The sequence below is a fragment of the Streptomyces sp. NBC_00271 genome (assembly GCF_036178845.1).
GTDB lineage: Bacteria > Actinomycetota > Actinomycetes > Streptomycetales > Streptomycetaceae > Streptomyces.
Genome location: NZ_CP108070.1, coordinates 83,987 through 96,648, shown reverse-complemented (window position 1 = coordinate 96,648; position 12,662 = coordinate 83,987). Strand labels below are relative to the sequence as shown.

Below are 12,662 nucleotides of genomic sequence, written 5' to 3'. Positions count from 1 at the left end.
GGGTCAGGATTCAGCCGCCGCCGACACCTCACAAGGCCCGAAGACCTCAGATCGCTTGCTCAAGCAGCCAATGCGCGTGCGCGCTTCCAGTGGGCCTACTACCTCCTCTATCGCAGTGGTGAGGTCGGCAGCACGAGCGCCTTTATCCAGCTTGCGCGCCAACGTGCCGCGGTTGGGGAATCTGACGGGGCCGAGGCTCTCTATCGCAAAGCCGCTGAGGCTGGCGACATCGATGCTCTGATCACGCTTGCGCAGCATCGGGCAAGGACTGGAGACCATGAGGAGGCTCTGGAACTTGCCCAGCGAGCCGCTGATGCAGGGGACGCCACTGCATTTCATAACCTCGCACTCCTTCGCGCCAGTGCTCGGGATCATGACGCAGCCGAGGCCATCTACAGGAAGGCCGCTGATGCCGGTGACATCCAGGCTCTCGTCAAGCTCGTCTGGCTGCGCGAGGAGGCCGGAGATCATGACGAAGCTGAAGCCCTCGCCCAGCAAGCCGCCCAAGCGGGGGACACCGGCGCCTACTTCAGCATTGCCCTGCTACGGAGGCGGCTTGGAGACCGCGATGGCGCGGAGGCCGTCTACCGGCAGGCTGCCGAGATGGGAGACGTTCACGCACTGATCGCACTGGCGCGAGTCCGAGAAGAAGCCGGCGACGTTGGCGCGGTCGATACTTTGGCTGCCCGTGCTGCTCAAGTCGGCGACGCGCCGGCCCTCACTGCACTGGCGGAGGATCGGGCAGAGACTGGGGACCACGAGGCCGCCGAGGCGCTTTACGAGAACGCCGCAGATGCGGGCAGTGCCCCAGCGTTGTTCCGATTGATGCAGATCCGGGAAGTAGCCGGCGATTATGAGGGAGCGGAGGCCTACGCCCAGCGAGCCGTTGACGCCGGCGACAACAGCGCATTCTTCGACCTCATGCGAATCCGGGAAGTAGCCGGCGATTATGAGGGAGCGGAGGCGTACGCCCAGCGAGCCGTTGACGCCGGCGACAACAGCGCATTCTTCGACCTCGCGCTGTGGAGGGAAGAAGCTGAGGACTATGACCGGGCTGCGCGTCTCTTCCGTCGGGCAGCCGACGCCGGCGATGCCAGAGCGATCGCTCACCTAGTGCAGATCCGGGAGGAGGCTGAAGACCATGCCGACGCCGAAGCTCTCGCCCGAGAGGCGGCTGATGTCGGCGACGCGAGCGTCCTGGTCGTCCTCGCTCGGCTACGGGAGGAAGCCGGAGCCCACGATGATGCGGAAGCCCTCGCAGGGCAAGCCGCAGACACCGGTGACACCAGCGCCCTGTTCTACCTTGCTCTCCGTCGTGAGGACGCCAGAGACTACGACGGAGCAATGGCCTTCGCCCAACGGGCTGCTGAGGTCGGCGACACACAGGCCCTGCTGTCCCTGGCAAGAGCGCGAGGGCACTCAGGTGACCGTGACCGAGCGGAGGCGCTGTACAAGCGTGCGGCCGAGGCCGGTTCCGTCGCGGCATTGACAGCCCTCGCACGTCTACGGGAAGCGGCTGGAGCCCATGTCGAAGCCGAATCCCTCGCCCAACAGGCTGCCGACGCCGACGACACCAGCGCCCTCTTCGACCTCGCTCTGCGACGAGAGGAAAGTGGAGAGCATCTGCAGGCCGAGACCCTCGCTCGGCAGGCTGCCGACGCGGGCGACACCAGCGCCCTCGTGGACCTAGTCCGTCTTCGAGAAGCAGCCGGAGAACATGAGAGGGCTGAGTCACTCGCGCAGCAAGCCGCCGAAGCCGGTGACGCAAGTGCCGTCTTCGACTTGGCCCTTCGACGAGAAGAGTCCGGTGAGCACGACCGAGCAGATGCCCTCTACAAGTGCGCGGCCAAAGCCGGACTCGCTGCGGCCCTAACCCACCTCGCGGGTATGCGAGAAGAAGCCGGGGCCCATGCCGAAGCCGAGGCCCTCGCCCAACAGGCTGCCGACGCCGGCGACACCAACGCCCTCTTCGACCTGGCCTTGCGACGAGAGGAAACTGGCGACCGAGAGGGGGCTGAGGTTCTGGCCCAGCAAGCAGGTGCTGGGGGCGACACAAGCATATTGATCGCACTGGCACAGCTGCGTCGCGCTCAAGGCGACCAGGTGGGAGCAGACGCCCTCGACCGGCAAGCCGTCAACGCCGGCGAGCTGAACCACACTGGGCTCAAAGATCGCTGGCCGTACGGCTTGGACGCTGACGGCGAGCCAAGTCCCCCCTGGACCGCGGCAATCGCCAGCGCTGTAACCCACCCAGTGGACGCGTCGGCGGACTAGAGGGCTCCCGTGACCGCAGGAACGAACACAGCGCCCGCCCGCGCATCCAGCCCGGCACCGGCAGCAGCGGCCGGACCTCGGCCCACTCCGCGTCCGTCATGTCCGTCGGGTACCGGCGCTGCCGTTCGGGCCGGTCGGCCGCGTTGCCGTACACGTGCGCGAGGCAATCACACGTTGGAGCGGCCGAGTTGGACCGTCCGGCCATCGACACGGAAGACTGCAGCACAGGGGCCTCCTGTTGCTCTATGGATTCGACACCCACGAGCTGTTCAGGAGGCCCCGCCTTCATGCTCTGGCCACGACAGGATCACCCGACCGGGAATCCGCGTTCGACCGCCACCGCTCAAAATCGAAAAGACAACAGCTTCTACGTGGCTCCTGGGTGCGATGTGTCGGCTTCGTGTCAGTGAGAGCGTGTCAGTCACGGTTGAGTGGGAGAACTGTGTACCTGCTGGTCGTCGGCCTGTGGCTGGGGGCTTGCCACTGACACGGCGGTGGTACTTCGCGACCTCGCGGCTGTCATGGGGTGGTACATCCCCAGCTGGGTCACTGCCACGAAGCCGGCACATCGCAACCCGCCAGCGCGAACGCGCGATGAAAGGCATCCGCTCCGTCGGCGCGGCCCAGCGGTTCCTGTCCGCATTCAGCGGCATCTCACCCCCACTTCCGGCCCCACCGTCACCTGATGACCGCCTCCGACCACCGCGCCGAGATGACCATCCGCTTCGCCGTCTGGGACCACGTCACCGGAGTCGTCGCCACAGCCACCACGGCCTGACCACAGGCCGGCACCCGGGCCCCACCACGCTCCGACGCGCCATCAGGCACCCACACACACAGCAACGTGACAACGCCCTCAAAAGCCATACCCGGTGTCTCTGGGCCTCTGGACCTTACGATGGCCCGTCCAACCCACGAACAAGTTAGGACCGCTCAACTTTGAAGACCCACTTTGGCGAGGAGGTCGAGGATCAGGACTGGCTGCTCGGTGAGTTCACCCGTCGGCGCGGCGGGAAGCCGTGTCACGGGCGTGAGGCCACGTCCTGACATTGAGTGTCCCGGTCGGTGCCGCTCAGCCTGCGCTACCCTCCGCGGACGGTGGCGCCCCGGGAGACGAAGCCGCGTGCGAGCTGAGGGAGCCTGGCGGCCTCGAAAGCGCTGTACATCCCGCTCGCGACGAGTTGGAACTTGACGCCCTCGCGGCCATCGGGGCGCTCGTAGCCGTCGGGGAGGAATCGGCGGTAGTGCTCGCTGGCGCGTTGGAAGAACTGCGGGCGCTCGGCGCGGGAGAGGCACCCCTCAAGATTGAGAAGGAAGAGGTAGTGACGAATCATGCGAGTGAAGAGAAAGGGAGCCAGAGCGTCCAGGGCGGTGCGCTCCTGCAGCAGACCGAAGCTCTCTTCGTACCTGGCGAAGACGTCGAAGTGGGTGCCGCCTGGCGCGTCTGCGGGGTGTTGGGTGAGCCGGCGGCGGATTTGCACGCAGTTCCATCTCAGAACGCCGATCCGGTCAGCGGCGAGCATGGCGCGGTGGACGGCCGAGACCTCCTCGTAGAGACCGTCGGGAAATGAGAGGTGCTGCCGGATCCACATGTCGCGGCGGAACAAGCGGTCCCAGGAGTAGGCGGGGGCACCGAACAACTCAGGCAGATCGATCGGGGCGAAGGACTCACGCCCCTGCTGGGCAATCAGCTCGGCGGCGGCACCGTGCCAGGAGCGACGGTGATGCAGACGCGTATGCCCGAAGAGAAGAACGTCCGGCTCGTCTGTAGCTTGCAGCTGGTCGGCCATGGCCTGAAGTGTTGTACCCCCGACGATGTGATCGCTGTCCAGGAACAGCAGGTAATCACCGGCGGCGTGCTCCGCGCCTGCGTTACGTATCCGGCCGATGCCGACGACACCCTTCAAGCGCACGACGGACACGCGCCCGTCACGCTGAGCGTAGTCATCCACCACGTTCGCAGGGCACTCAGGCGACTGGTCCAGGACCGCGACGACCTCCAGATCCCGGAAGGACTGGTTCAGGATCGAACGCAGGCAGCTCTCCAGCTGACCCTGCAGGTCGTGAGCGGCGACTATGACGCTGATCATTGGGGATGTGCGCATGATCATCGAAACATAGGTCGGCAGCTCAAGGCATGACAAGCTATCGGACGTGAGGGTCTGGTGCACGACCGGGTGACATCTGAACTGGCTTGCCCTGTGGGGCGGGTCGGAAGGATGTCGCTGTGCCCAAGCCTTATCCCGAGGAGTTCCGCGGGGACGTCGCGCGGGTCGCGAGGAACCGCGGTCCGGACGTGACACTCGAGCAGGTGGCCGCCGACTTCGGCTGTGAGGTCTCACTGATGTTGCTGCGAGCGCCTTATCGTTGACCTGCGCCCCCGCAGGTAGATTGCGACGGGTTTTGCTACGTTGGCAGGCCGTTTGATCTGCGGTGCTGCAGGTCGGATGCGACGGCCGCATATGGATTGAGAACGGGGCGCGACCACCCGGATCCACGCACCGTTTCCCGTCGACATCGATCCCGCCGGGCTCACCCGCCAGTAGCCGGGCACCGCCGCAGTGAGAGCCAAGGCGACCGATGACCTGGAAAGGACCGCCCCGCAACGCGCGGCAGCCATACGTTGCCGCGCTATGAACTGGATCTCGAACGCACTGCTTTCACGAAGGGCGTCGTCATATGCGTCTGATGACCAGCACGGCCACGTCGTCGAGGTGGTCCACCGCGACCGCGGCGTCGAGGATTCGGTCAGCGATCGCCTCGGCGTTCAGCCCGTCGTGGAGGGCTTGGGCGGCCAGTGTTCCGGCTCGCTCCAGGCCGTCGTCCAGTGTGAGGCCCGGTCCTTCGACCACACCGTCGGTGACCATGATCAGCGCGGTGCCCTCCTCGAGCGTGAAGGTCTCCTCGAGGTAGTCGGTGCCTGACAGGACTCCCAGCACCGGACCGCCCGGCAGTTCGCGGATGTCGCTGCTGCCGTCCTCGCGTATGCAGAGCAACGGCACATGGCCTGCGCTGGTGCCGGTGACCTGTCCTTCGCGTGGGCCGATGTAGAGCATGGTGCAGCTGGCGAATCGTGCCGCGTTCATCGTGACGAGCAGTTCGTTGGTGCGCGTCAGCACGGTGGCCGGCTCCGGTTCGTGTGGGGCGATCGCGCGGATGGAGGTGCGTACTTGTCCCATGAAGGCAGCGGCATCCACGTCGTGTCCTTGGCTGTCGCCGATCTCCAGGGCCACCGCACCGCCGGGCATCACGAAGGCGTCGTACCAGTCCCCGCCGATGTCGAGCCCGTCGCGGCTGGGCCGGTAGCGGGCGGCGACCTCCAGGCCCGGGAGATGCTCGGGCAGCGTGGGCAGCATGCTCTGCTGGAGCGCCGCGGCCAGGTCGACGCGGGCCTGCTGCAATCGGATGCGTCTGAGTGCCTGGCCTGCCAGGTCGGCCAGAGTACTCATGAGGGCACGTTCGTCCGGGGGCGAGTGGTGCTCGCTGTCGTAGGTCACCGCCCAGGCCCCGAGCGGCTGGTCGCCGACCGGACTGAGCGGGGCGATCGAAATGGCGACGAAGGAGCCGAGCCACGGAATACTGGCTGTCTGCGGCCAGTCGCGTATGAGTTCTTCGTGATTGGGGATGAAGTGCGGCGTGCCGGTTCGGATCGCACAGGTCAGCGGTTGCGATTCATCCAGAGACACGCCTTCCATGGCGTCGGCCTGCCGCGGGTCGATCCTGGCATCGGAGGAGGCGTGCAGCCGCCCTGTCTCACCGTCGAGGAGCGTAAGCACGGCGCCCGTGCCGCCGAAGGTCGCGGCGACCCGTGTCAGGACGACCTGCTGGAGTTCCTGCTCCGTGGCGGCGGTGATCAGGGCGGCGGAGAAGGCGGCGATCTCGTCGGCACGCTGCCGCTCTGCCCAGAGCGTGGCCAGCGCTTTCTGTCGGCCCGCCTCGAGGAGGGTGTCGTCGCGGATCACCCCGAAGACCTGTTCAGGGCCGCCATAGCCCAGCTGGATCCGACGGGTCTGGCAGGCGATGTGGTTCCACCCGTTGTTCTCAGCACGGAACCGCAGGCTGATCCAGGAGGACTGGGCTCCGGTCGAGCGCACGAGCCGTCTCAGGGCCTCCCGGTCGCCTGGGTGAACCCGCCGGACCACCCTGGCCAAGGACGTCGAGGCATGCGGGAACAGCGAGGCCAGCGCGGGTGCGCCCCCCAGCCAGTCCAGCCGGCGCTTCCGGGGTTCGTACATCCACAGGCCGAGGTCCGCGGCTGCGGCCGCCAGCCGGAACGGGATCAGCAGGCCGCCCGGGTCGTTTCGCGCGTCCACCGAGTGCACCCACACCAGCCGCTCGCGACTTGCGGGATCCTTCACCGGCCGGGCTTCGATGAGGCTGACCACGGACGCTCTGTCCGGTCCGGAGAACTCCAGCACACGCATCGCGACCGTCTTCGTCGTGGCCCCGTGTATCAGCAGGCTCTCGGCCGAGGCTCGCTGCGTTTCGGGCAGCAAGTCGAGAAAGTCGTAACCTACGCACTGCTCCGCCGGCCTGCCCAGCGTCGCGGCCATCGGGGCGTTGAGGGAGTGGATGGTGCCATCTGGCGTCAGAAGAGCCGATGGGGTGGCCCAGCGAAGGAATTCGTCCCAGGTATCCATCTGCCGCTCCCTGACAATCCTCGAGCGATGGCCCAAACGATCCTTTTCCATCGTATTGCGGTCTTTTCGCTGAGCCGCTCGGCGTGGCGGGCAGCCCCTGCCGCGCTCACGCAGGACGCCCGGCAGCGTTCCGGCGCTCCGCTGACACCACTGCCGGTTGCTCAGCCCAGACGGTCTTTCCCCGGGCTTGATAGCGGGTGCCCCACTGTTCCGCGACGCTCGCGATGATGAACAGCCCTCGGCCTGTCTCGTCGATGGTGCGGGCATGTTTCACCTGCGGAGCGCTGGCCGCGGTGTCGCTGACCTCGCAGGTCAGCATCCGCTCCAGGACGAGGCGAAGTTGCAGGGGCGGAGCGCCGTAGCGGACAGCGTTGCCGACGAGCTCGCTGACGATGAGCTCGGTGGTGAACGCCGTTTCCTCGTCCACGCCCCAGGCTTCCAGTTGGCGGCGGGCCGCTGCGCGGGCGATCGGGGCAGCCTCGGGGTCCGCAGGCAGAGCGAGGGTCAGTACCCGGTCTTGGGGCAGCGCCTTCGTGCGGGCGAGCAGCATCTGGCTCTCGCCGGTCGGGTGGCCGGCTGTGAGCGCGTGCGCGATGTCGTCGCACACGTCCGGCAGGCGCCTTGTGCTGGCGCCGTCCAGGAGCGGGCGCAGGGGACCCGATGGTGCCAGGACCGCGTCCGCGAGCGCGGCCGTGCCCATCGCCAGAGTGCTTCCTTCGGGGAGGTCGACGGTGGTCGCGGGGAAAGGGGCGTTGCCCGTTTCGGCGAGTTGGGGGCCTGGGGGAACGGGCAAGCTGGCCGAGGTGCCGTCGGGAAAGACCGCGACCGGCTCGGGGAGGCCGGCGCGGGCGATGGTGCAGGTGAGATCGACCGGGTCGTAGATCGCGATGATGCAGCCGGCGGTGAGCGGCTCGCGGTTGAGGGGATCCGTGGGAGGAAGCGTTGCCCGCGCGGCCACGAGACGGGCTGCGGTGTCGCTGAGGCGGGCCAGCAGCTCGTCGGGCTGCAGATCCAGGGCGGCGAGCGTATGGACGGCCGTCCGCAGGAGTCCCATCGCGATGGCTGCGGCGATGCCTTGGCCTGCCACGTCGCCGACGATCAGCGCGGTCCGTGCACCGGGCAGCGCGATCGCGTCGGACCACGCGCCGCCGCCCTCCGGAGCGGGAAGGTGCAGTGGGGAGATCTCCACGGTGGAATGTGTGGCCGGTTGGTGCGGGAGAAGCCTGCGCTGGACGGTGCGCGCGATGATCCACTCGCGCATGAACTGACGGGCGTTGTCGATGCAGAGCGCAGCGTGCGTACACATCGCGGACGCCAACGCGACATCCTCCTCTTCAAAGGGGTCTTCTTGCTGGTGGCGGTAGAAGCTGACCACGCCCAGGGCATGACCGCGCAATGTCAGCGGTGCCACGATCAGGGAGTGGGCACCGGATCGCCTGATGACGTCGGCTCGGGCCGGGTCGGCGGCCAGCCACGAGCTGTCCTCCTCGATCGCCACGAGGCGCGGCCGAAGGTCGGACAGGACGTCCGAGAAGGGGGTGCCGACCGGCAGGGGCCGCACGGCTCCGAGCGGGTGACCCGCGATTGGGCCTTGGAATGCTGCTCGGCGCAGTGGGACGTCCCCGTGGACGGGTACCAGGGGAGGGTCCTCTCCGCGGACGACGTCTTCGATCACCTCGACGTCGGCGATGCCGGCGAAGGCTGGCACTACCGCCTCCACCAGTTCCCAGCAGACATCCATCACGCTCAGCCGGTGCCCCACTTGTGTGCGGACCGTGTCCAGGAGGGCCAGGCGGTTCTGTGCGTTCTCCCGCTCGGTGACGTCGACCGTGGACGCCACCAGTCCGACCACATTGCCGTGAGAGTCCTCCACACGGAAGTAGGAGACGGACTGGATACGCGCGGGCTGGCCTGGTGCCTTGATGCAATGGACGATCCGGTTCACGACCGGTTCTCCGCTCTCCAGGACCCTTTGCGCCACAGCGGTTTCTTCCTCGGAGTCCGCGAGTTCACACGCCTCGGTGAAATGCTTGCCCAGCAGGTGCCTCACTGGTGTGTCAGGCATCCCGCCGGTGGCGGTGCTCATGCGGACCACGCGCAGCTGATTGTCGAGGACGTGCAGTTCCACCGGGGAATGGGTGAACGCAGCCTTCAAGATCGCCACGTCCTGCCCCGACATGGTGTCCCCCGCTGCGAGCATCTGCCACACCACGGAAGTACCCCGCAACACCGGCTTGACCAGCACCGCGGCCGCATCCGAGAAGCTTTCCCCCCGATGTTTGCCGTCAGCGGCGAGCTCACGCATGAGTGCGGTCACGGACTGGCCGACGGCCTCTTCGGCGGACCAACCGAACAGCTCCTCGGCCGGACGCCCCCACTCGATCACCCGGCCACTCTCATCGACGAGTAGGAGCACGTCACCGGTGGGCATGCGAAAACACCTCCGCCCTCATCGTCACGCCGATCGGCTCAGCCCGCCTCTCACCAGGGATGTCGTACTGAAGGGAACCAGCGCAGCAGGTCACGGCTACGGTCGCCGTCCGCTACTACCGCAAGATCGGAAACCTTCAGACGCTGTCGAACTTCAAGGGCAACAACACCTGCAGCGAAACCACCGACATCCAGAGCAATCCGATCGTCCTCTTCACGGCATGCGTGGTCATCGACAGCGTCGACTACTGCAACTCCCCGTACGCAGACACCGGCCGGTAGCCCGCGCGCTCCCACGGGGTGCCGCACGGGCATGACCACCCCGGACAGCAGCCGTGCATTCAGGAGGGCGCCCGCCGGTCAGTCGACTGGCTGCTCGGCGGTGCGCAGCCCCGACGTCCACGCTGCCCGGTGTCTGCGGTGGCTGCGCCCGGTGCCTGAGGTGGGATCCAGTCAGGTTGCGACCGTGGCGCTGTCCCAGGAGTGCGGGCAGCCCGGACGCGCAGCTGGTCGGCACGGAGTCCAGGGTGTGGCTCCCCGCCGGTTGCGGCCCACGCGTTTGCCTTTGCCGCGTGGAACGTGGGTGAGAGGAGCGAGCAGAGCATGCCGCCTTTCGAGCTTGCGTGTTCTTCGGGTTCCCAACCCAGGCCGCGCGTCTCTGAGCGGGGTTGTTGACGTGGTGGCGTCGGCCGCCCCTGCTCTTCCCTCAGAGGTGCCTATCCGCGCTCTGCGACCGCGTGCCCCGGGCTGGGCACGCCTGAGGGGCCAGCACATCGTGCCGGCCCCTCAGGTTTCAGTAGCGGGGACAGGATTTGAACCTGCGACCTCTGGGTTATGAGCCCAGCGAGCTACCGAGCTGCTCCACCCCGCGTGAGCAACCAGAAGCGCCCAGCCTGACCGTCACCACAAAGGCGCAGAGAAATCCGGCGCTTCGCGCCTCCAGACCGAGGAGCGCATTCCCGCCCGGCCTGAAGACCGGGATTCCCTGCGTCTGATGGTGACCGCCCTCAGCGCCGGCGCGGCAGGAAACTGCTAAGCATATGGGTGAGGTCGTATCAGCAGCGCGCCTCCATCTTCGCCGGCCGCTTCCCAGCGGTCGCGGTCCGCTCCCTGGTATCGCGCGGCCCGACGCCGGCGACCTTGGCCGCCATGGCGACCTGGGCGCCGCGCCGCTCTTGCCGAGCGCGCGGGGCGAGTTCGCCGGTCTGCGTGCGTGACGATTTCAGCTGCGGGTGCTGTTCGCCGTGCTGGTCAGGATCGCGCTTGCGACCACGTCGAAGAGGTGATCGGCGCGGGGCGCGAGCGAGCGCTGATCGCCGAGCCAGGCGAGCGCCTCCACCAGCGCGAACAGATCGTCGCCGTCGATGTCGGTCCGCGCCAGGCCCGCGGCCTGGGCGCGGGCAAGGAGCCGGGCACCGGCCGCGCGCAGGGTGACGCACGAAGCGTGGAGTGCGGAATCGGGGTCCGCGATGGCGGCGGCCATCAGCACGACCGCGCCCCGGTACTCGGTTGTCCATCCGACGCATTCGCGCAGCCATGAAACGAGAGCATCGCCGGGCGAGTCGTCCGTTGCGAGGGCGTCCGCCTTGGCGGTCAGCTCGCCGAAGCTCGTGTGGAGCAGGGCATCGAGCAGCGCCTCGCGTGTCGAAAAGTGCCGCAGCAGCGTCGCGAGACCGACATCGGCTCTGCGCGCGATGTCGCGCAGTGACACGTCGACGCCGTGCTCGCTGATGGCGGCGCCCGCTACTGCGAGCAGGTGGTCGCGGTTCTTCCTGGCATCGGCCCGCATCTGTCCCCTTGAGTATCCGGATCAGTGATCCATTTATTAGGATCAGTGGTCCGATTACATGGATCACTGATCCGGATAAGGGTATCGTGTAGCGCGGGCAGGGGCGAGCCGCCTCCTGCGGCCTTTACCGCCGTCCGTGCTGATGCGTCAATTGACGCGGAGTGCGTCGTGCGGCCGAGGTCCCTGTCGAGACGGGGACGGTCCGTCCAAGCGCAGGCGCGGGTGCTTGCTCGCGGCGCGCCGGAGGATGGCTCCCTGGACGGTTCGTTGCGCGGGCGGCGGGTGGGAAAGCGAGTGTCATCCGTAGGCCCGGGATGAAGCTCATCGGCGACGTCGCCTTCAGCGCCAACGACGAGAGCCGGCCTTACCTGGAAACCTGCCATCACGGGGCAGCTTCAGGTGTGACACGAGGTCTCTGCCGGCGGTCTGGATGTCTCCTCATCAGGCCGTCCCGTGTAGCAGCCGGGACAGCTCGGCATTCAGGTCGATGCCGTCACCCTCCCGCCCGGACGGCACCAGGTGGTAGGTGCGCTCCAACCAGTGCGTCACCACTGAGAGGGAGGCTGTGAGGTGGGCGGCCCTGTGCGGAGGGGGCAGTACGTGACTCAGCACGGCATCCGGCCGTGTGTGGGTGGGCCAATGTCGCACGTCTCCTTCTCCGCTCGGCCGGAGTATGCCCTGCGCCAGCAGATCGCGGTCGAACACCCAGGCGACCGGTTCGTCGGTATCGGCATAGAAGATGATGTGCACGGCATAGGGTCGCGCGGTTCGTACAGGAGACGGGTCGGCACCTTCACCCGCTGGTCCGGCGTGAGTGTGAACTCGGCATAAAGAGATTGATCTATGCAACGCTCATGATTCCAGCTGTAGGTTGACGGGCTGACGGGTGCACCACTGCAGCCGGCAGCGGTGCACCCACACCCTCCGAAGTCGGTGCCCGCGCATGTCCGGGCACACGCACGTACCTGTCCTGTGCTCCGACGGTCAGCGGGAGGTGTGGTCGTTGAGCCCGTGTGCCTTGGCACTCACGGTGACCCACTTGTCGGCGTTCCAGTGGTGGAACTGCTGGCCGTCGTAGGAGTGTTGCTGGCCGCCGTTGTTGTGGTGCCACTTGTTGTCGTTCCGCTCCCACCTGCGGTGGCTGTCGTAGACATACAGGTCGCTGCTGTCGCGGTCGATGCGACGGTTGCTGCTCTCGCGGTCGCGGTCGCTGTCACGGTCGCCTCCGCGATTGTCGCCGTACTGGACGGTGATGCTGGAGGAGTGAGAGGCGTCCGCAGTGCGGTCGACGGACGGGTCGGACGTCGCCGATGCCCTGCCGCCTACTGCCAGCAGGGTGGTTGCTGCGACAGCGAGAGTGGCGGCCATGGTGGTGGCCCGTCGTCCAAACATGTGATTCATGATCATTTTCCTTGGTCTGCGCCCTCTGACAGAGGGTCTGGCTATGGTCCGAGAAGGTGGTAGAGGGCTGGCTATTGCCCCGAGAAGGAGGGGCGTCGGAGGTCCGTTCCTTGCCTGCGGACGGCTGG

At 67.2% G+C, this 12,662-nt stretch carries 8 protein-coding genes, 1 tRNA gene and 1 pseudogene; 2 read left to right on the top strand and 8 right to left on the bottom strand.

Annotated elements, in window-relative coordinates; translation table 11 throughout:
• Positions 1-3: 3 nt before the first annotated feature.
• Positions 4-507 carry a hypothetical protein gene (locus OG798_RS00515; protein WP_328755808.1) on the bottom strand — a complete coding sequence of 168 codons (504 nt, stop codon included), beginning with the start codon at positions 505-507 and terminating at the stop codon, positions 4-6.
• A gap of 96 nt (positions 508-603) precedes the next feature.
• Between OG798_RS00515 and OG798_RS00510 the strand changes: the two genes are divergently transcribed.
• A complete protein-coding gene (locus tag OG798_RS00510) occupies positions 604-2,274 on the top strand; it encodes a tetratricopeptide repeat protein (protein ID WP_328755807.1) in 1,671 nt (556 codons plus the stop codon).
• A gap of 564 nt (positions 2,275-2,838) precedes the next feature.
• Positions 2,839-3,052: pseudogene (locus OG798_RS00505) on the top strand (IS6 family transposase); the annotation flags it as partial.
• 304 nt (positions 3,053-3,356) lie between these two features.
• Here the strand turns inward: OG798_RS00505 and OG798_RS00500 are convergent.
• From OG798_RS00500 to OG798_RS00470, 7 genes are all read right to left on the bottom strand, one after another.
• Positions 3,357-4,445 (bottom strand): glycosyltransferase family 2 protein, encoded by a 1,089-nt coding sequence (locus OG798_RS00500; protein ID WP_075033438.1) that lies wholly within the window; start codon positions 4,443-4,445, stop codon positions 3,357-3,359.
• A gap of 504 nt (positions 4,446-4,949) precedes the next feature.
• Entirely contained in the window at positions 4,950-6,914 is a 1,965-nt protein-coding gene (locus OG798_RS00495; protein WP_267059821.1) for a SpoIIE family protein phosphatase, read from the bottom strand.
• A 106-nt stretch (positions 6,915-7,020) separates the two neighbouring features.
• On the bottom strand, positions 7,021-9,345 hold the full coding sequence (locus OG798_RS00490; RefSeq protein WP_328755806.1) for a SpoIIE family protein phosphatase: 2,325 nt from the start codon (positions 9,343-9,345) through the stop codon (positions 7,021-7,023).
• 796 nt (positions 9,346-10,141) lie between these two features.
• Positions 10,142-10,215 (bottom strand) — tRNA-Met (locus OG798_RS00485).
• A gap of 351 nt (positions 10,216-10,566) precedes the next feature.
• Entirely contained in the window at positions 10,567-11,133 is a 567-nt protein-coding gene (locus OG798_RS00480) for a TetR/AcrR family transcriptional regulator (RefSeq protein WP_121413747.1), read from the bottom strand.
• A 441-nt stretch (positions 11,134-11,574) separates the two neighbouring features.
• Positions 11,575-11,982 carry an SsgA family sporulation/cell division regulator gene (locus tag OG798_RS00475; protein WP_267059819.1) on the bottom strand — a complete coding sequence of 136 codons (408 nt, stop codon included), beginning with the start codon at positions 11,980-11,982 and terminating at the stop codon, positions 11,575-11,577.
• Between the two features lie 135 nt (positions 11,983-12,117).
• Entirely contained in the window at positions 12,118-12,534 is a 417-nt protein-coding gene (locus OG798_RS00470; protein ID WP_147474116.1) for a hypothetical protein, read from the bottom strand.
• Between the last annotated feature and the right edge of the window lie 128 nt (positions 12,535-12,662).